The sequence below is a fragment of the Paraburkholderia sediminicola genome (assembly GCF_046026675.1).
Classification (GTDB): Bacteria; Pseudomonadota; Gammaproteobacteria; order Burkholderiales; family Burkholderiaceae; genus Paraburkholderia; species Paraburkholderia sediminicola_F.
On sequence record NZ_JAQQEY010000002.1, the window covers coordinates 727,615 to 746,448 of the forward strand.

The following is an 18,834-nucleotide window of genomic DNA, read 5'->3' on the forward strand; positions in this document are numbered from 1 at the left end:
AGAATTTGAAGCAGGCGATTCATCGAACGCCCACCCGCGCACGCGGGATATAACGGAGACATCCAGCACAGAGGAACGACGAATCGTGTTTTCAGGCAGTTTGCGCGGACGCTTGCTGTGGTGGCTCTTGCTGCCGCTGGCGGCGTTCGTTTCCATTTCCGGCATGATTTCGTATCGCAACGCGCAGACCACGGCCGACCTGGTTCAGGACAACGCGTTGTTGTCGTCGATGCGCATCATCGGCGAGGACATCGACTGGGATAACGGCAATGTGTCGATCCAGATTCCGCCGGCCGCGCTCGAACTGTTTGAGTCGCCGGAACAGGACAGCGTGTTCTATCGCGTCGAAGCGAGCGGCCATCGCCTGCTAGCCGGCAGTCCCGACTTGCCGGTGCCGCCCGGTGCCGGCGACGTTCCCATGCTGTACTCCACCCATCTCGAGGACGGCCGTGCCGTGCGCGCCGCTACGTACGTGCGGCAGTTATACGACTCGGGCCGCACCGAAGAAGTTGTCGTCGCGGTCGCGAAAACGGAAGGTTCGCGCGACGCCATGGTATGGCGCCTGTTGCGGCCGCAACTGTTCGGCGAGGTGCTCACGCTGGTGCTCGCGATGTTGTTCGTCTATCTCGGGCTCACTTTCGAATTGCGGCCGTTGATGAAGGTGAAAGACGACGTCGCCGATCGTAACGCGTCGCAACTTGAACCGATACGCGTGGCGCGCTTGCATGTGGAATTAAGACCCATTGTCGAAGCGATCAACCAGTGCATCGCGCGCATGGGCCAGCAGGCGGCGACGCAGCGGCAATTCATCTCCGATGCCGCGCATCAGTTGCGCACGCCGCTCGCGCTGCTGGTGGCACAGATCCAGTTCGCACGGCAACGTGAGAATCGGGACGCGCCGCTCAGCGAAGCACTGGCCGGCATGCATAAAAGCAGCCGCAAGCTGACCACCTTGACCAACAAACTGTTGCTGCTCGCTCAGGCCGAGTCCGCCGCGCCCTCCAGTACGCGCGAACGGGTCGATCTGAGCGCGTTGATCGCGGGCGTGCTGGAGGAACTGATTGCATTCGCACAGGCGCGTGAAATCGATCTGGGCGCTGAGCTGGAAGACGGTCTGTACGTGACCGGCGACGAGGCACTGACCGCGGCGCTGGTGACCAATCTCGTCGACAACGCGCTGCGCTATACGCAACCCGGTGGCCGCGTCACCGTGCACACGCAGCGCGGTAATAACAGGGCGATCGTGCGGGTGATCGACAATGGGCCGGGTATCAAAGCCGAAGCGAGGGTGCGCGTGTTCGAGCGTTTCTATCGTGCGTCGAGCCACGCTGACGGAACCGGCCTCGGTTTGCCGATCGTGCGCGAGATCGCCCGCCGGCAAGGCGGCACGGTTACGCTCGAGCCGGGAGAGGGCGGTGTCGGCCTGGTCGCCACCGTTGAGATGCGACTATGGTCGGCGGCGGTGTGATGCGCCGCCAAATCAGGGGAAACCAATGAAACTGCTGCTCGTTGAAGACGACGCTGACCTTGCGCGCTGGGTGATGAACCTGATGCAGGTCGAGAATTTCGTGGTTGACTGGGCGCAGGACGGTGAGCGGGCGGAGACGCTGCTCGGCATGCAGTGCTACGACGCGGTACTGCTCGATCTGCGCTTGCCGGGCATCGGCGGCAAGGACGTGCTGGCGCGTCTACGGCGCAAACGCGACAACGTGCCGGTGCTGATGCTCACCGCGAACGGCTCGACCGACGACAAAGTAGCCTGCTTCTCGGCCGGCGCGGACGACTACGTCGTCAAACCTTTCGACGCGCGCGAGCTGGTGGCGCGCATCAAGGCGCTGATCCGCCGCCAGGCGGCCGGCGACAAGGGCCAGTCGATCGACTGCGGCGATCTGCGCTATCTGTTCGATTCCCGTGAATTCGTACTACAAAACGAGCCCTTGCCGTTACGGCGGCGCGAACACGCCATCCTCGAAACGCTGATGCTGAAGCAGGGCAAGACCGTCTCGAAGTCCACCCTGATGGACAAGGTCTTTACGCTCGACGACGAACCCAGCGCCGATGCCATCGACATTTACATCCACCGCTTGCGCAAGCATCTGGTGAGTTCCAGCGCGAAGATCATGACCTTGCGCGGGCTTGGCTACATCCTGCGCGAAGAAGTGCCGTGCGAAGCGTTTGTCGAATCGCTATAGCGCACCAGATCAAGCCTTAAGGATTTCTGAAGGGCTCGTGCAAGACGCCTCTTGACCACCTGTTTCGCTGCGGCGATTCGGCCGTTTCGTCTGCATCTTCCGTAAGGTTTTCCTAAGGTTCCCCATTGCACTATTCGCCGCATTGAGCGAGCGCAAGCGCGCCTGCTCGCAACGTCGAATTGAATGCCGATTGATGGGAGAACCCGCTTGCTAGAGACCTCGACTTATCGTGTTGCCGCAATGCGCAACAAAGTGCCCGAGGCAACACTTGTCTTCTGGGCGATCAAGATCATGGCGACCACCGTCGGCGAAACCGGCGCGGACTATCTCGCCGTGCACGTGGGGCTCGGCACCGCGCTCACCGGCGGGATGATGCTCACGTTGCTGATTGCCGCATTGGCCGTGCAGCTTCGCATGCGCAAGTACGTACCGTGGATCTACTGGCTGACGGTGGTGCTGGTCAGTGTGGTCGGCACGCAGATTACTGATGCATTGACCGACAAGCTCGGCATCAGTCTCTATGCCAGCACGATCGCGTTTGCCCTCGCGCTGGCCGTGGTGTTCGCGCTCTGGTACCGCAGTGAGCGGACACTGTCGATTCACACCATCTACACGACGCGGCGCGAGCTTTTCTATTGGGCCGCAGTGTTGTTCACCTTCGCGCTGGGCACCGCGGCCGGTGATCTCGCGACAGAAGCGCTGGGGCTCGGCTTCATGATCGGTGTGGTGGCATTCGGCGCGCTAATCGCATTGGTGTGCGCCACCTACTACGTCGGCGGAAATCCGGTGCTGACGTTCTGGCTTGCCTACATTCTGACGCGGCCGTTGGGCGCCTCGTTCGGCGATCTGCTTTCGCAGTCGCGCGCATACGGTGGTCTCGGCCTCGGCACGATCAATACGAGCGTGCTCTTTCTGAGTGCCATCGTCGTGCTGGTCGTCTTCGCGAGTGCCGTCGAACAGCGGTCCACGCGCGCGATCGCCGCACGTGAACCTTGAGCGCGTGTCGCTCGACAGGTCGTAGACGTAGCTTTTTTTTCAATCGTATAGCGGTTCAAACGGAAGAGAACAATCATGAATCAACGCACGCTCAACAAAGCCGTCATCGTTTCTTTCATTGCCATCTCCGCCATCAGCTTCGGGCATCTTGAGGCTGGCAGGATCGGTTTTCCGTCGGCCGAGGCGGCAGAGCCTGTCCAGGCGTCGAAGCTCGGTGACCTCTCGCCGTTCCGCAAGATCGCCGCCGACACCGCGGTACTCGTCGACAAAGGCAATCTCGCGGGCGGTAAGATGCGTATCAAAGATCTGGAACTGGCGTGGGACGACGCCGAGCCTTCGCTGAAGCCTCGTGCCGCAACTGACTGGCATGCCGTCGACAAAGCGATCGACCGCGCGCTGAGCGCGTTACGTGCCGGCACGCCGAACGCAGCAGAATGCAAGCAGTCGCTCGCTGATCTGCTGGCGGTGATGGATCGAATGAGCGGCAAGGTGTGACGCACTGATGGTCGCGAGCGATCACAAAGGCCATCCGTGAAACATCGGTTCACCTTTGAGTCGGTACGGTATGCAAAACGATTATTACCGCTGATTCAGCACGTTGAAAGCTCATGGTCGCACAGTGGCAGGCGCTCATTCACCTGGTCAAGAACGCCGGCTTTTTTCCAGGCCATATACCGAAGATAACAAGTCTGTTGCGGCGGAAAAGTCGCCGGCAGCCTGTGCCACTTTTCTTTCGTCTGCTGCACCCAGAGTATCGCGTTGAGGATCTCGCGATCGCTGCGACGGGGTCGCCCGCGACCTGACGAAACCACGGGAAAGAGACTCTGAACACACGCCCAATCGGCGTCGGTGAGGGGAATCTGAAGCATTTGCCGCCTTGAATGACTGTGTGGGGAATGCGCAGTCGTTACATGCTGCGTTTGGTGCCGATACTAGTAAATCTTTTTTTCTCGGTCAAATTTTATTGTTGCGGTGCGATGCCTTCATTCATCGCTTGTTGTTTAGCGATCTTATTCACGGTGCATGATTCGGTTTCCCGTTTGAAACGATGGACTTGTGGTAATCGGCGCGATCAACGTTCTGTGCCGTGGTCCCGTAACGTCGATGCGAAACGCTACGTAACGTCCGCGTTCATACAAACGTTTGGCGATAGACATTACGCTTCGACAGGTTTGATCGGATGGTCGTAAACCGTTGACCTGTACGGCTTGCCGGCTATGGTCGCTGATAGGTTGCGCAGTGAACGTACCGCTTGGCACGACATGTGCGTGCGTTGGCCAGGTTAAAAAAATTGCGCCCACGCCATGCTATCGCTCGACTATGAAAAGCCTGTATCGCTCGCGACGACGTTCGGCACGCGTAACGCTTGCATCGAACAGACCAATTGGGACGACTCGCGCGACGATCCCATTGCGCTGAGCGAACTCGAAAGCCGCGTCCGCCAGGGTCTGCACGCGGGTGAATTTCATCTCGTGTTTCAGGGGGCTTATCGCGCTGCAGGCGGCGCGCTGGCGCGCCTCGAAGCGCAAGTCCGCTGGACGCATCCTGACTACGGGCTGCTGCTTCCCGGTATTTTCATGATGCCGCTGGAGCACCCGCAGGTCGCGCGCGAGATGGCCTTGTTCGTCATCGATGGCGTGTGCCGTGAGCTGCGTGATTGCCTCTCGTCGAAGATGGCATTGCTGCCGGTCGCGATCACGGTGCCGGCGCAAGTGGCGGTGCTCGAATCGTTTGCCGACGACCTCACGCGCATCGCGCGATCGTATGGCGTGCCGGGCAACCTGCTTGAAATCGAAGTACCCGATAGCGCAGACGCAGCACGTCTGCTGTCTTTGCGTACCTTGACGGACGGCCTTCGGTCTGCGGGAACCGGCATCTCGCTGGGCAAGTGGGGCAACGGGGCGTCTTCGCTCGCACTGCTCGGCGCACTCGACGTGGACACTGTCACGATCACGCCTGAGTTGATGGCAGCGGTCCCACGCGATCGTCGTGCCTGCGTCGTGATGTCGGCGTTGCTGGGTCTGCTTCATGCGCTTGACGTGCAGGTCGTGGTGAACGGCGTCGAGACCAAAGCACAGTTGCAATGGTTGAGCGCGTCATGGCCGCAAGCGTTGGTGCAAGGCTTTCTGTTCTCTCGCCCGAAGGCCGGGCTGGCCAATGTCCTGGCGCCAAGCCTCGAATCGTGACCACGGCGGAGGACGTTACGTAACGTCCTGCGTGCGATGTCGTTGAGGCGAGCACCCACTGCTCGCGGAAAATTGGCAGCGGGCGCTATCGTCTGCTTCCACCGGCGAACCCTCACAGGCGGTCAAAGATACTCATCACCATCCTCACGCCGTTGAAAAATGGTGCGTTGCAAAAAATGCCCTCGACTGCGTTCGTAGCATAAACATCTCATTGAAACGCACGTGTGATCCTGGCGAACAGTCCGTTCCTCGCGATCCATTCTGCGTAGGCACGATAGTCGGGATCGTTCATCAGATGCCGCTCTTCGGTTTTGGCGCGCATGAAATACAACAGATTGACGCACCCCAGCGCGAAGCAGTGCGTGAGCGCGACTTGCCAGCCCATGGGTTCGATGAACGGCACCGAGACCATCCAGAACGAAAGATTCTTCGTGATGTAGGCGGGATGCTTCGTGAAGCGATAAGGGCCTGACGTGATGATGCCGCGATTGGTCAGGTTCGAAAACCGCAATCCGAATGCGATGGTGGAAAGCGCGTAGCAGAAGACCAGCGCGGTAATCACGGTGCCCCAGATGATTCGAACAACGGGCGCGGATATCAGCCAGCTGTCCCAGAACATCGCGCCCTGGTAGTGCATGTACTGGGCCGAGATCACCGACCAGAACGGCTGATAACAGAGAAGTGCAACCAGCCAGCCGAGCGTAGTCGGCTCCGCGCTGCGTACGTGGGTATCGAGAATGCGCAGCGTGCACAGATAACCTACCGTGCCGAACATCAGGTCCATCGTGAAGGACAGGTCGTACATGAACCTGAACGTCGCAAGCGAGAACGGCGCGTTCATGGCGGTCGCAAGCGATGCGCCGATATGGTCCGCATCGGTGGAAAGATAGGTGATCATCAGCGGCAGGAAGAACGCTTTCACCATCCATCCGGCGAGCATTTCACGCACGGGCTTCCAGTTGCCTGGGCGCTGCCCGAGGAATACGAGGCGGCCCCACAACATATAGGCATCATCGACTTCGCGCTGACGTCTATCCATCCACGCAAAGTAAAACGGCGCGGCCACGATCAGATACGGTGCGAGCGTGCGGATCAGAGACCAGAAGGGGTTATAGAACGTGCCGTGATACTCGGGCAGGAGCCAGTAGAGCACACCTATGCCGACATACACGGAAGCCAGCGCGGCGAGACGCAAACCCACGCGCGCGGCGCTGAACGGCCGAACCACCTGACCGGTAAGTCCAGCGCTTGGGCGTAGATACACGCGTGCGACGAACAGTTCGTATAGAGCGATCGTCGCGATGATCGCGAGGCAGGCGGCCGTGCTGCGGCGCGCGCCATCCAGCGCGGTACTGTCGCGTAGCAGCCAGAGCGTCAGAAGTCCGACAGCGATGCCAAGCAGGCCGACGGAAAACGGCGTCGCCGAACGCGGCCGCTGCTCCTGCACGTGCGCTACGTTATCCAGAGTGGAGTTCATGTCATCCTCGTAGTCATGACATTGATAGCGGCCGGGCTTTTGATTTTTTAAGTCCCGGCCGCTTTGCCGAGTTACCGCTTATTTACCGGCGACGCCACCCAGCAATCCGGTGACAAGGTTCGTCACTGGCGCTAGCGGATTCGTGCTGGTCGAACCGCTTCCCGCACTGCCCGCGCCGCCGGTCAGGCCGGTCACGAGCCCAGTGACCGGCGCGAGCGGCGAAGCCTTACCGGATGATGCGCCACTCAGTGTCGAAGTCAGCGTAGTGACGAGACCGGTGATGGGTGCGAGCGGAGAGTTTTGGCCCGCGCCGCCGCCCAGCGTGGAGGTCAGCGTCGTGACGAGACCCGTGACCGGTGCGAGCGGACCGCCTGCGCCGGAGGTGCCGCCGAGCGAACCCAGGTTACCGAGAAGTCCGGTGACTGGAGCGAGCGGACTGCCTGCGCCGGAAGTGCCGCCGAGCGAGCCGAGGCCGCCGAGGAGTCCGGTGATCGGCGCGAGCGGGTTACCGCTGCTACCGGTCCCACCAAGCGAACCCAGGTTGCCGATCAGGCCGGTCAGCGGCGGGATGCTGAGGCCGCCACCCGATCCACCCGATCCGCCCAATCCACCGAGCGGGCCCAGCAGGCCGGCGATCGGCGCCAACGGGTTGGTCGTCGCGCCTGTCAGCAGTCCGCCGGTGCTCGTGACTGTCTTACCCAACTGGCTCACCACGCCGCCGACATCTTTGCCCACCTGATCACCCGTCGCGCCGGACACTTTCTGGCCGGCCGAATCGAGTCCGTTGCCGATGGTGCTCAGCAAGCCGTTGAGCGGCGCGCCGAGACCTGTGGTGTTGCCGATAGTCTGCGTCGTATTCGAGACGACGAGGGTGATCGGGTTGATGACCGTGCTCAGCTGGGTCTCGACCTGTTGAACCGGCGAGCTGGTCAGCGCGGAGTTCAAGCCCGCGCCAACTTTGACGACGCCGGCGCCCACACCGGCGACCACGGTACCCACCGTCGACGTGACCGGTGCGAGCGGCGCAAGCGGCCCGGTTCCGAGGCTCGTCACCACACCGCCGACCGCTGTAACGGCCGCGCCTGCGTTGGTAACGAGACCCGATGTGGAGGTCAGGGTCGGGCCAAGCGGATTGGTCGAACTGCCCAGCGTGCCGAGGCCGGCGGCCGTGCCGTTGCCGAGTACCTTGACGCCGTTGCCGAGATCGGTGATCGCGGCGCCGAGATTCGCAGTCGTTGCGCCGTTGACGCCAGGGACTGAGGTGCCGGTGATCTTGGAACCTGTATCGGCGACCGTTATGCCCACGGCGGTGATGAGGTTGCCGCCTTGAGTGACAACGTTGCCGATAGGGGTGGAGGAGGTGCCTGAGGTTCCGGAGCTGGTTCCGGAGCTGGTTCCGGAGCTGGTACCGGAGCTGGTACCGGAGCTGGTACCGGAGCTGGTGCCGGAGCTGGTGCCGGAGCTGGTGCCGGAGCTGGTACCAGAGCTCGTACCGGAGCTGGTACCAGAGCTCGTACCGGAGCTGGTACCGGAGCTCGTACCGGAGCTGGTACCGGAGCTGGTGCCGGAGCTGGTACCAGAGCTCGTACCGGAGCTGGTACCAGAGCTCGTACCGGAGCTGGTACCAGAGCTCGTACCGGAGCTGGTACCAGAGCTCGTACCGGAGCTGGTACCAGAGCTGGTACCAGAGCTCGTACCAGAGCTCGTACCAGAGCTGCTCGTACCGGAGCTGCTCGTACCGGAGCTGCTCGTACCGGAGCTGCTGGTGCCGGAGCTGCTGGTGCCGGAGCTGCTGGAACCGGAGGTACCCGAGCTACCCGAGCTAGAACCCGAAGTGCCGCCTGCCCCACCGCCGCCAAGCCCGGTTTTGGGAGTGCCGATATTACTGGTTCCACAACCGTAGAGCGCGAGTAATGCAGATGTCGCAACAGCGATGGCTGTCCGACCGACGAATTTTTGCATGATGGTCCCCGTTGAACGATTATTGATGGGGCCAACACTGCAAGTTGCGCGCCAAATGCGATTTATATCTTCATCTCAATGATTCGATGCATATGTGGTTGAAGAACTTATGATATGAAGAATTTATCGCGTCATAAACACGATTCTGCCTAAAGGAGTGACGCCGTGTTCCACTAGCATGCTACGTAACGTGTCCGCAGGGCGTAACGGCACGGAGCCGTCGCCGAACGCCGCGGCGACTCTCGCCCTCAATTACGCCCCTCGCCGATTAAAACGCAGCGGTATAGATCGCCAGCGCGTCGGCCTCAGTAACAGGCCGGGGGTTGTTCACCAGAAGCCGCGTTTGCAGCATCGCGTCGCTCGCCATCCGCTCGAGTCCGCTACGTTCGATGCCGACATCGCGCAACCGGGCCGGAATCGCAGTTGCGGCAATCATCTGTTCGAGCCGTTCGATCAATGCCAGCGTCCTGCTTTCGGCGCTGCCGGTGATACCCGGCACGATCACGTCCGCCAGTTCCGCGTACAGATGCGCCGCCGCCTCGGCGTTGAACCGCAATACGTGTGGCAGCACGAGCGCATTCGAAAGACCGTGCGGGACGTGATAAATGCCACCGATCGGATACGCGAGCGCATGCACCGCGGCCACCGGTGAATTGGCGAACGCCTGGCCGGCGAACGCCGCGCCGAGCAACATCGCTTCGCGCGCCGCGCGGTTCTGGCCGTTCTGACACGCGGGCAACAGATTGCGCGACAGAAGTTCGAGTGCCTTCAGCGCCAGCATGTCGGACACCGGGTTTTTCAAATGCGCGGACGTGTACGCCTCGATCGCGTGCACCATCGCGTCGACGCCGGTTGCAGCCGTCGCGGCAACCGGCAGTCCGAGCGTGAGTTCCGCGTCGAGAATCGCCAGATCGGCGACCAGTTGCGGCGCAACCACGCCCATCTTCTTCGCCTCGCCCACCGTCACGATCGACACGGCCGTGACTTCGGAGCCGGTGCCTGCCGTGGTCGGCATCTGCACGAGCGGCAGGCGCGACACGGTCACTTTGTTGACGCCGTACATCTCGCTGAGCGCTTGTTGATCCTGCGGCGCCAGTACGGCGATCAACTTCGCCACGTCCATCGACGAACCGCCGCCGAGTCCCAGCACGATCTCAGCGCCGGCCTCACGCGCGCGCGACGTCGCCTCGAGCACGATGTGCTCGGGCGGATCGGCGATCACGTCGTCGATCACGGTGGCATTCCAGCCGTGTGCCGCGAGATCGGCGAGCGCCGGATTCAGCAGCCCACTCTGGTGAAGAAACCCATCCGTCACCACACACAGGCGTGTGAGCGACGGAAATTGCGCGCGCAGCAAGGCGCCGAGACGGCGCGCTGCGCCAAATTCGACGACCATCGTCGGCACGGTTTGAAACCGGAATGCGTTCATCATTTCACCTGCAGGTCAGCACTGGCCATTGATTACGCCAGCAAGATGGGTACTTCAAAACGTTCAGATTCCACCATTCGCTATCGCGGGTGGATAGGCAGACATCTTATAAGGAAACCCTGACCTCCATTTCAGGAATGGCTCACCGAATAGAGTCTTCAGCATTCGGCGTTTGCAGCCATATACCTGCAGTGAGCGAACTCTGATAGTCCGTATTGTCAGCGGGTATTTTTTCCCTTTGGTTATTGAAGAAACTGACTATGCCAACGTTTATTTCCAATCTGCCCATCGCCAAGCGACTGGGGGCGGGCTTTGTTCTGGTGTTGATCATGTCGACGATCAGCATCGTCATAGGGCTTGCGCGCCTGTCCTCTGTGGCGCAGGTCCAGTTGATCCGCGTTTTTTTATTGCGCCAATACCCATCTATACAAAATTATCATGCATAAATAGGGGGATGATATTTCTTAAAGTAAGTATGGGAATTTTTTTTCGCAATCTGATTCCGGATCAAGTTCTTTAGAATTTGAATCAGCGCGCGGGTCTGGCTTGTCAGGTGTTCTGAAGCGACGTTGACCTTTCCGGAGGGTGCAATGGGTAGCCTGGATTCGCATGGTATGTCGAGCGCGGATTGGGATTGGATACTGCGGGCATCGGAATTCACGCAACTGTGCATCGTCGTCGACGGGAGCATTCCGACTTCGGTTGCACACGCGCTGGCGCAGCGTTTCGCCGCCGTATCTCAGGTCTCCATGCTGCGAATTCCCGAGCCTGTATCTCTGCATCGGGAATGGATCGAATCCAGCGAGCGCGAGACGTTCTCCGGAGCTACGGTGACGGGGGATGCCGCCAAATCGATGCGACAGTTATCCCGGGCCGTACAGCTGTTGCTGTGGTCCAGTGTGCCAGAGGAGCTGGATTGGCTCGGCGGTGTTCACGGGCAGTCCGTCTTGCACATGCGCTATCGAATCGATACGGACGAGGTGTCGGCAATTCGGATCGGGATCGAGCGAGTCTTTGCTGTTCTCCGCGCAGTCGTCCTGTGCAACGTGGCGACTGGTTATTGACCACATCGGGTGTATGGCCAGCAGGTTCACTGCCAGGCCCTTATGGAGCATGTCATGGATACATCCGCAAGCGTGAGCACCAGCCTTCTTTCTCAGCCGAAAAGGACCAGCTTCTATCTAACCATATTTGCCGCGACTATCGGAAACGCTTTGGAATGGTTTGATATCCTGATTTATGGATTCTTTGCCACGACCATTGCGAAGACGTTCTTTCCGGCATCCAGTCCTGCGGTATCGCTGTTGGTCACGCTTGGCACTTTCGGTATTTCCTATCTTGTGCGACCAATTGGTGCTCTGGCACTGGGCTCCTACGCCGACCGGCACGGCCGGAAAGCGTCGATGCTGGTATCAATCATGATGATGATGGTCGGCACACTCACGATCGCCGTCATGCCGGGATACGCGTCAATCGGCATGGCTGCACCTATCGCCGTGCTTGCTGCCCGGTTGCTGCAGGGCTTTTCCGCAGGCGGCGAGTTTGGAAGCACGACCGCGTTTCTGGTTGAGCAGGCGCCGCACAGAAGCGGCTTTATGGCGAGCTTCCAGTTCGCGAGTCAAGGACTCAGTTATCTGCTGGCCGCGGGGTTCGGCGCGGTGCTGACCAGCACGCTGGACACGGCATCCATGGAATCATGGGGCTGGCGCGTTCCGTTTTTCTTTGGAATTCTGATCGGTCCGATCGGACTGTACCTTCGCAGACAGATGAAGGAGGAGCATAACCTTCATAACCTGGACAAATCGCCTGGCGCGCGTACGCCTGTCAGGACGGTTCTAGCGCAACAGAAGCTGCGCATGCTGCTCTCGATCGGCGTGTTGGCCGTGTCGACCGGCACGAGCTACGTGATTCTTTATATCCCGACCTATGCGGTCAAGCAGCTCCATATGCCGGCGACCTTCGGATTCACCGCGACCGTGTTGACGGGTGCAATTCTGATGTTCGTACCACCGTTCGTGGGTCTCCTCTCCGATCGGGTGGGCCGAATTCGCTTGATGGCGGCTTCTGGCGTGATCTTCACGTTGTCGATCTACCCGGTGTTTGCCGCATTGATCCGTCATCCGAACCTGGGCGCGTTAATGGCAATGATGGCGTGGATCGGTTTGCTGAAAGCCGTGTATTTTGGCGCGCTGCCCGCGTTAATGGCAGACGCCTTTCCGAAAGAAACACGCGCTACCGGCATGGCAGTCAGCTACAACATCGGTGTAACCGTCTTCGGCGGGTTCGCGCCCTTGATAGTTGATTCTCTCATTCAACTCACCGGCAACAAGCTTTCACCCGCGTTGTACCTGGCATTTCTCGGTGCACTGAGTCTTGTGGCCTTGTGGAAATGCAAAACCGCTTTGCGGTTGCGCTGAGCGTTGCGAGAGGCACGGCACTACAATTCTTTATTGAGAACGATTCGCGTTTGCGTTAGATTGATGCTCTTCCTTGAGAAATGCGGAGCAAATCTATGGCTGAGGCGGTTATGCGGGGCGAGCCTTCCACAACAATGGCGATGTCCGTTCTCAGCGCCGGCGTTGCGCGCCCTCCCGCTTCGCGGCGCGCGCGCAGCCAGCCTCGCTCTGTCGATTGGGAGAAGGGCACGCTGCTCGACCTGCTGATCGCCAACCGGCCGATGCTCGTCGATCTGGCGCGCGGCATCGTGGGTTGCGCGAGTCTTGCGGAAGACGTGGTTCACGACGTCTTTATCAAACTCGTCGACTTCCCGAATCAGGATGCCGTGCGGCAACCCGTGGCCTACGTGACGCGCATGGTGCGCAACGCGTCGATCGATGTGTTCCGCCGCCAGAGCCTGGAGAGCACGTATCACGCCGACGAAGACGACGGCCTGCACGTGCCTTCGCCGGAACCGTCGCCCGAAGCGGCATTACTCGCACGCGACACGCTGCAGCACGTCTACAACGCGCTCGAACAACTGCCGCCGCGCAGCCGTGCAGCGTTCGAGATGGTTCGCTTGCGCGAGGAAACCTTGCAAAGCACAGCACGCGCGCTCGATGTGTCGCAGACGCAGGTGCATTTCATGGTGCGCGACGCCGAGAAACATTGCGCCGCCTGCCTCGACGCCGGCAATCGTGGCGTGGCTTGCGCCATGTTCCGCAGCGGCCGCCACGCCACGATTGCCGGCGGTAAAGAAAGGCGCATCGAACGTCAATTGACCGCTGCCATTTAGCAGGAGTCGCATCGAACGGACTGCCGCGTCGGGACCGTTTCTATTTTTCTTAGCCTTCTCGAAGCACTTCCCGAAATCACAAAACTTAGCGCGGCGAGTACCCAGACTCCAGCGCCGCCATAGAGCATCATCCAGCCAAAGCCGTCTATTAACGCGGCGTGAACGGCGGTTCCGGATGGGTCGAGTGTGGCGAGTGCCGGGATCCCACGTCTGACCGCTTCGACGTCTCCTGCGGCAATCTTCTCCGCCAGTCGTCCGAGTGGGGCGGTGTCGAGCGTCGCAGGAAGTCTCGCCCTCAGATTGACCAGGATGCCGCCAACCAGGATCGCCCCCATCAACGCGATGTTGATCGCAAGCGTAATCATGCGCGCGCTCATATCGATCCCGGATGCCATGCCCGCCCGCTCCGCCGGAACCGCACCGGTCGTCGTATTGGTAACAGGCGTGTTGGTGAGGCCGAGACCGGCGCCGGCGAGGATGCAACCCGGCAACATGGTCCATACGCCGGGATGCGGGACGTTATTGCCGTATTTCATCAGCATGAAGCCGAGGCCGATCGTAAACAGGCCTGCAGGTATCGCGATTCCTGATCCATAACGCAGCGCAAGACGTTCACCGAGTGGCGGAAACAACAGTGTCGGCAGCGTGTACGCGAGCAGCGCAAGACCAGCGTGCACGCTGTCGTAGCCGAGGCCGATCTGGAAGTAGATCGGCAGATAGATCATGAACGGCCAGAAGCTGAAGTTCATCCCCGCAGAGCCCATCAGCGCGCCGGAAAATTTCCGGATTCTGAATACGGAGAAGTCGAACATCGGGCGAGCACTGAGTCGCTCAGCGCATAGAAAAGCAATGAAGGCGACGGCCGTGGCCACCAGAATCAGGATCGCGCGAAGACTAGCGAACCCAGGATCCGAGCCCTGTGTGATGTAGTACGTGAGTCCGAACACCGCCAGCGAAAGCGTGACGATGCCGGCCACATCGAGCGTGTGCGCGTGCGGATCGCGCGACTCCTGGACGCCGCCGAAAACGAGTGTCAACGTGACGGCGGCAAGCAGCGCGTGAATCCAGAAAACCCATTGCCATCCCGATACCGCAACGATCATCCCGCCGATGATCGGTCCAAAACCGAGCCCGATGCCGAGAATAATGCCCCACGCGCTGAAGGCCCGGACGCGCTCAGGTCCCTCGCTAAATTGATGCGAGAGCACGGCAACCTGGCATATCAGCATCGCGCCGCCACTCGCACCTTGCAGCAAGCGCGCGACGATCAACGTCGGCACGCTCTGCGCGAAACCGCAGATCAGCGAGGTGAGGCCAAACAGCGCGATCCCGATAACGAAAATACGTCTGCGGCCGAATCGGTCCGCCAGTGCGCCTGTTGCCATCAGCACCGTCGTCACCCCGAGTGTGTATGCATTCATGATCCACTGCATGCCCTTGAAGTCGCCGTGTAGTACGCGCTCGAGCGTCGGCAGGATCACCGGCACGCTGGAGATTTCGAGGCCGAACATCAGCGAAGCGAGGCACACGGCGCCCAACGCCAAGGTGTTCTTGCTGATGGAGAAGCGAGTGGTCGATTGCGCGGCGTCGCTCGAAGGCCTGTCTGTTGCCCGCGTGTCCGACAAGCTTGATGGATGTTCTGCCGCGTTGACCGCCTGGGGACGTTCGTCGTAGGACGGCGGCGCGTTTCTGGACCTGGACCTTGACATAGGAATTCACCTCGATAGTCGATGGCTTTGGCCACCATGGACCGTGTAATATAGAGGGAATTTAAGTCCCTATTGACGAGAATAAATCCCATAAATGCGTCCTGCGCGGAACCAATAAGGTTAGGTATGAGTGACATTCTCGACGGCGTGACAACGTTCGTGCGTGTGGTTGAGACAGGTAGTTTCGCGTTGACTGCCGAACGCATGGACGTGACACGCTCGGCAGTCGGCAAGGTGATCGTGCGGCTCGAAAAGCGTCTCGGCGTGCGTCTGCTCAATCGCACGACGCGCAGCCAGAGTCTCACCGAGGCCGGGCAAGCGTATTACGACCGCTGCGTGCGAGCGCTGGCTGAACTCGAGGCCGCCGAAGCCGATCTGGACTCGGGGCGTCGCGAACCGAAAGGACGTTTGCGGGTGAGCGTGCCGCAGGCCTTCGGTCATCATTGCGTGGCGCCGGTGCTGCTTGGACTTGCGCGCAGGCATCCGCAATTGAAGATCGACATTTCGGTCACGGACCGCTTTGTGGATGTCGTGGAAGAGGGCTTCGATCTCGTCGTGCGGATTGGTCCACTGGTCGATAGCGTGAGTCTTGCGGCGCGGCGGCTCGGTGTTCAGTATGCAAGTATTGGCGCCGCGCCGGCGTATCTGGCGCGCTGCGGCACGCCGGGCCGTGTGGCTGAATTCCACGGGCACACGATCATTGCTTACTCACGCAACGGGGTTATTGAGCCCTGGAATGTGCTCGATGTCGATGGGCAAATCCGTCGCGCGGATGTCGTGCCGCAGCTCAGCTTTGACGACATGCAGGGGATCGTGGATGCCGCGATTGCGGGCTTCGGGCTGGCGTGGCTACCGAGCTGGCTGCTCGCGCGTTTTGAGGCAACAGGCCAGTTGCAGACCGTGATGGAGAATTGTTTTCGACCTTCACAGGAGATCCACGTTGTGTGGCCGAAGAGCCGGTATCTCGCGTTGAAGACGCGCTGCGCGATTGATGCGCTCGTTGCCGAGATTCCCGCGATGCTTGGAGCGCCCCCGGCGAACTGACGAGGAGGCGCACCCACGCTGCCGCTGCGGGCGCGCCTCCGTTCGTACGTAATGCTTAGAATTGCAACGTGGCGCTAGCCACGGCAGTTCGTGTCGGCGAAGGCGCCACGTAATAGCCCCACGCCGTGGTCCAGTAGCGGCGATTGAACAGATTGTTGATCCCCGCACGGAACGTCACATCCTTGCCGGCGATTTTCGTCTCGTATCGGCCGCTCAAATCGTACGTGACATAAGCCGGGACGAACTGCGTGTTGGCCGCATCGACCGCCTGGTTGCCGACGTACTTGCCGCCGAACGCCAACGTCAGCGGACGCAGATACGACGGGTTGTATTCGATCCGGCCGGTCACGGTGAATCTCGGCGCGCCATACACACGCTTGCCTTCGACGCTGGCGTCGTCCACATCGACCGCCTTCGTGTCGAGCCACATCACGCCACCCATCACACGCCATTCGCTCGTCAGCGCAAGCCAGCCGCTTGCGTCGACACCGGTATAGCGCTTCGTGCCGTTCTGCACGAAGATGTTGGCCGAGTTCGTATAGTTGTAGCCCTGATCGACACGGAACAGCGCAAGATTGGCGCCCCACTTGCTGTGGTCCGTCTTGAAGCCGACTTCATACTGCTTGCTCTTCAGCGGGCCGAACGTGTCCGGGTAATTGAGGTTGGTGTTCGATGCCGCGCCACCCTGTTCCAACGATTCGACATAACTCGCGTACACCGTCGAGTACGGGTCGGTCTTGAACATCAACGCGAAGGTCGGCGTGACCGGATCCGCGCTGTATTGCGACGATACGGCGCCGCTCGTGTCGTACACGTGCTCGCGGTATTGCGTGTAACGCACGCCGACCAGGGCGGACAGACGCGACGTGAACTGCACCGTATCGCTCGCGTACACGGCAGCCTGCGTGGTGCGCTGCTGACGATAGAGATCCGAGCCGATGCTGACTTCGTCGTTGGTCAACAGCGTGCTGTTGTACAGATTGCCGTTGCCGAGGAAGTAGCCGTTATTCCAGCCTTCGCTGTTGCTGTACTCGCTGGTTTGCGTCTGGAAACCCGCACCGGCCACGACGTCGTGCTTGATGCTGCCGGTGTTGAATTTGCCCTGCACCATCGCGTCGACGTTCTGATAGAAGTAGCGCGTCATCGCTGCATAAAGCGTGTTCGAGTAGTTGCCCGCGCTATCGGTGACATACAGAAAGCTGTCCGAATTGGTGCGGTTTTCCTTGGCGAAGCGGTACTTCACGCTCGCATGCCAGTTCTCGGAGAGGCGGTAATCCAGGCCCGAACCGAACGAGGCCATTTCGGTCTGGTAGTAATTCTGCGGCTGGGTCAGCGCGTGGGTGACGGTGCTTGCGTCGGGAATGCTGAGTCCGCTGCCGAACATCAGGCCGAATAGCGTGCCGTTGGATTTGCGCTTCTGATAAAAAGCGTCGGCGGTAAAGGTCAGGTCCGGGGTAATGCGGAAGTCGAACGCAAGCGAGGCCACCTGGCGGCGGATGTGGCCATGATCTTCAGCGGTGTTGCCGTCTTCGTTGACGAGGTTCAGGCGATAGCCGAAACGGTTGTCATTGCCAAAGCGGCCACCCAGATCGACTGCCTCGCTGAACACGCCAGCCGACTTGTAGCCGATCGAGACGCTGCGGTAGGGATCGTCGGTCGGGCGCTTCAGCACGTAGTTGACGATGCCGCCCGGCGAACCGAAGCCGTACATGAAACCGGACAGACCCTTGAGCAATTCGACCTGCTCGAACGGTTCGAGCGAGAGATCGGTGTCCCACGAGGGGAAGGTCTGGCCATCCACCTTGATGCTGTTCAGCGTGTCGATCGGCATGCCGCGCACGGTGAACATGGAGTTTTCGCTGATCCCGTTTTCGCTGATGGCCGATACCGCCGGGTCGTACTTGAACAGATCGTTGGCGGTTGCCGCCATCAGGTCCTGCGCCTCGTCGCTCGTCACCACGCGCGTCGAAAACGGCGTGTCCACCTGCTTGCGCGAACCCAGCGCGCCGGCGCTGACGGTGTCGGCCTGCGTCACGGTCGTGTCTTTCGTTGCCGACACACTCACGGCGGGCAGGGTGGCGGCCGTGTCGCTTGCCGCGACCTGCGCCCATCCCGAGGATGACAACGTAGACAACGACAAACCGACGCTAACAAGGAGCCCCGCACTGAGTAACGACGGAGTACGGCGGTGGCCGCGCAAAAAGGTTGGGCGCGCTGGGCGTCCCGCGACAAATGAATTCTGCATGTTGTTTGAATTAGGCAGCACGACGCCGCGCGCCAGAAATGTGCGGGATGGCGTCGATCGAGCGATTGGTGATTAAGCGGACGGTTCAAGCTATAAAGCTTACAGATGTTAATGCATCTGATTCGCATTCACAATCTATAATTTCAAACGGCAAGTCATCTATAAGACATCTGTCTTAAGACATAGGCCATTCGGCTAAGAGCCTTATCTGGCGGGGCTTCACCCTGTGCGGGGTGTGACGGCGGCATGTTTGTTTAGCAGCGAGTACTGGAAAACACGCATATACTCACGTCCGTGCCGTAAAAAGTAGTGCCGTGGGTCGCGCTGCGTTCTTGCTGCTTTGTCGCCACTTCGCGGCTCAG

General features: G+C 60.3%; 16 protein-coding genes. 10 read left to right on the plus strand and 6 right to left on the minus strand.

From position 1 onward, the window contains the following. The first annotated feature begins 85 nt into the window (after positions 1-85). The 4 genes from PQQ86_RS23165 (at position 86) to PQQ86_RS23180 (ending at position 3,683) form a co-directional block, all read left to right on the plus strand. The gene (locus PQQ86_RS23165) at positions 86-1,468 is read left to right on the plus strand and encodes a sensor histidine kinase (RefSeq protein ID WP_408272142.1); all 1,383 of its coding nucleotides are present in this window, start codon (positions 86-88) and stop codon (positions 1,466-1,468) included. A 25-nt stretch (positions 1,469-1,493) separates the two neighbouring features. After that, complete coding sequence (locus PQQ86_RS23170; protein WP_408272145.1) at positions 1,494-2,192, plus strand: response regulator; 699 nt, start codon at positions 1,494-1,496, stop codon at positions 2,190-2,192. 240 nt (positions 2,193-2,432) lie between these two features. Continuing rightward, on the plus strand, positions 2,433-3,188 hold the full coding sequence (locus tag PQQ86_RS23175; protein WP_408272148.1) for a COG4705 family protein: 756 nt from the start codon (positions 2,433-2,435) through the stop codon (positions 3,186-3,188). 75 nt (positions 3,189-3,263) lie between these two features. Then, a complete protein-coding gene (locus tag PQQ86_RS23180; RefSeq protein WP_408272151.1) occupies positions 3,264-3,683 on the plus strand; it encodes a histidine kinase in 420 nt (139 codons plus the stop codon). Positions 3,684-3,778: 95 nt separating this feature from the next. Here PQQ86_RS23180 and PQQ86_RS23185 read toward each other — a convergent pair whose 3' ends face one another. Further along, positions 3,779-4,057: a transposase gene (locus PQQ86_RS23185; RefSeq protein ID WP_408272154.1), complete on the minus strand. Its 279-nt coding sequence runs from the start codon at positions 4,055-4,057 to the stop codon at positions 3,779-3,781. 435 nt (positions 4,058-4,492) lie between these two features. Between PQQ86_RS23185 and PQQ86_RS23190 the strand changes: the two genes are divergently transcribed. Further along, positions 4,493-5,374 carry an EAL domain-containing protein gene (locus PQQ86_RS23190; RefSeq protein ID WP_408272157.1) on the plus strand — a complete coding sequence of 294 codons (882 nt, stop codon included), beginning with the start codon at positions 4,493-4,495 and terminating at the stop codon, positions 5,372-5,374. A 208-nt stretch (positions 5,375-5,582) separates the two neighbouring features. Here PQQ86_RS23190 and PQQ86_RS23195 read toward each other — a convergent pair whose 3' ends face one another. The 3 genes from PQQ86_RS23195 to PQQ86_RS23205 all read right to left on the minus strand — a co-directional run bounded on the left by PQQ86_RS23195 (position 5,583) and on the right by PQQ86_RS23205 (position 10,242). After that, positions 5,583-6,851 carry an isoprenylcysteine carboxylmethyltransferase family protein gene (locus PQQ86_RS23195; RefSeq protein ID WP_408272162.1) on the minus strand — a complete coding sequence of 423 codons (1,269 nt, stop codon included), beginning with the start codon at positions 6,849-6,851 and terminating at the stop codon, positions 5,583-5,585. A 78-nt stretch (positions 6,852-6,929) separates the two neighbouring features. Further along, on the minus strand, positions 6,930-8,813 hold the full coding sequence (locus PQQ86_RS23200) for a collagen-like triple helix repeat-containing protein (protein WP_408272165.1): 1,884 nt from the start codon (positions 8,811-8,813) through the stop codon (positions 6,930-6,932). 268 nt (positions 8,814-9,081) lie between these two features. After that, positions 9,082-10,242, minus strand: coding sequence for an iron-containing alcohol dehydrogenase (locus tag PQQ86_RS23205; protein WP_408279315.1), 1,161 nt, complete (start codon positions 10,240-10,242; stop codon positions 9,082-9,084). 260 nt (positions 10,243-10,502) lie between these two features. On the opposite strand from PQQ86_RS23205, the gene PQQ86_RS23210 reads away from it, so the two are divergent. From PQQ86_RS23210 to PQQ86_RS23225, 4 genes are all read left to right on the plus strand, one after another. Further along, positions 10,503-10,688 (plus strand): hypothetical protein, encoded by a 186-nt coding sequence (locus tag PQQ86_RS23210; protein WP_408272168.1) that lies wholly within the window; start codon positions 10,503-10,505, stop codon positions 10,686-10,688. A gap of 144 nt (positions 10,689-10,832) precedes the next feature. Further along, positions 10,833-11,306 (plus strand): hypothetical protein, encoded by a 474-nt coding sequence (locus PQQ86_RS23215; protein WP_408272171.1) that lies wholly within the window; start codon positions 10,833-10,835, stop codon positions 11,304-11,306. Between the two features lie 54 nt (positions 11,307-11,360). Continuing rightward, complete coding sequence (locus PQQ86_RS23220) at positions 11,361-12,659, plus strand: MFS transporter (protein ID WP_408272173.1); 1,299 nt, start codon at positions 11,361-11,363, stop codon at positions 12,657-12,659. Between the two features lie 95 nt (positions 12,660-12,754). Then, a complete protein-coding gene (locus PQQ86_RS23225) occupies positions 12,755-13,474 on the plus strand; it encodes an RNA polymerase factor sigma-70 (RefSeq protein WP_408272176.1) in 720 nt (239 codons plus the stop codon). Here PQQ86_RS23225 and PQQ86_RS23230 read toward each other — a convergent pair. Continuing rightward, positions 13,471-15,183: an MFS transporter gene (locus tag PQQ86_RS23230; protein ID WP_408272178.1), complete on the minus strand. Its 1,713-nt coding sequence runs from the start codon at positions 15,181-15,183 to the stop codon at positions 13,471-13,473. The two genes, PQQ86_RS23225 and PQQ86_RS23230, sit on opposite strands and share 4 nt — an antisense overlap. A 126-nt stretch (positions 15,184-15,309) precedes the next feature. Between PQQ86_RS23230 and PQQ86_RS23235 the strand changes: the two genes are divergently transcribed. Continuing rightward, positions 15,310-16,227, plus strand: coding sequence for a LysR family transcriptional regulator (locus PQQ86_RS23235; protein WP_408272180.1), 918 nt, complete (start codon positions 15,310-15,312; stop codon positions 16,225-16,227). Between the two features lie 55 nt (positions 16,228-16,282). Here PQQ86_RS23235 and PQQ86_RS23240 read toward each other — a convergent pair whose 3' ends face one another. Then, on the minus strand, positions 16,283-18,472 hold the full coding sequence (locus tag PQQ86_RS23240) for a TonB-dependent siderophore receptor (RefSeq protein ID WP_408272183.1): 2,190 nt from the start codon (positions 18,470-18,472) through the stop codon (positions 16,283-16,285). Between the last annotated feature and the right edge of the window lie 362 nt (positions 18,473-18,834).

Bases quoted from the DNA above. Each gene is read 5' to 3' on its own strand.
- PQQ86_RS23185 (WP_408272154.1), bottom strand. From the start codon at position 4,057: ATGCTTCAGATTCCCCTCACCGACGCCGATTGGGCGTGTGTTCAGAGT.
- PQQ86_RS23175 (WP_408272148.1), top strand. From the start codon at position 2,433: ATGCGCAACAAAGTGCCCGAGGCAACACTTGTCTTCTGGGCGATCAAG.
- PQQ86_RS23235 (WP_408272180.1), top strand. From the start codon at position 15,310: ATGAGTGACATTCTCGACGGCGTGACAACGTTCGTGCGTGTGGTTGAG.
- PQQ86_RS23200 (WP_408272165.1), bottom strand. From the start codon at position 8,813: ATGCAAAAATTCGTCGGTCGGACAGCCATCGCTGTTGCGACATCTGCA.
- PQQ86_RS23225 (WP_408272176.1), top strand. From the start codon at position 12,755: ATGGCTGAGGCGGTTATGCGGGGCGAGCCTTCCACAACAATGGCGATG.
- PQQ86_RS23170 (WP_408272145.1), top strand. From the start codon at position 1,494: ATGAAACTGCTGCTCGTTGAAGACGACGCTGACCTTGCGCGCTGGGTG.
- PQQ86_RS23180 (WP_408272151.1), top strand. From the start codon at position 3,264: ATGAATCAACGCACGCTCAACAAAGCCGTCATCGTTTCTTTCATTGCC.
- PQQ86_RS23205 (WP_408279315.1), bottom strand. From the start codon at position 10,242: ATGAACGCATTCCGGTTTCAAACCGTGCCGACGATGGTCGTCGAATTT.
- PQQ86_RS23210 (WP_408272168.1), top strand. From the start codon at position 10,503: ATGCCAACGTTTATTTCCAATCTGCCCATCGCCAAGCGACTGGGGGCG.
- PQQ86_RS23240 (WP_408272183.1), bottom strand. From the start codon at position 18,472: ATGCAGAATTCATTTGTCGCGGGACGCCCAGCGCGCCCAACCTTTTTG.
- PQQ86_RS23215 (WP_408272171.1), top strand. From the start codon at position 10,833: ATGGGTAGCCTGGATTCGCATGGTATGTCGAGCGCGGATTGGGATTGG.
- PQQ86_RS23220 (WP_408272173.1), top strand. From the start codon at position 11,361: ATGGATACATCCGCAAGCGTGAGCACCAGCCTTCTTTCTCAGCCGAAA.
- PQQ86_RS23190 (WP_408272157.1), top strand. From the start codon at position 4,493: ATGCTATCGCTCGACTATGAAAAGCCTGTATCGCTCGCGACGACGTTC.
- PQQ86_RS23195 (WP_408272162.1), bottom strand. From the start codon at position 6,851: ATGAACTCCACTCTGGATAACGTAGCGCACGTGCAGGAGCAGCGGCCG.
- PQQ86_RS23230 (WP_408272178.1), bottom strand. From the start codon at position 15,183: ATGTCAAGGTCCAGGTCCAGAAACGCGCCGCCGTCCTACGACGAACGT.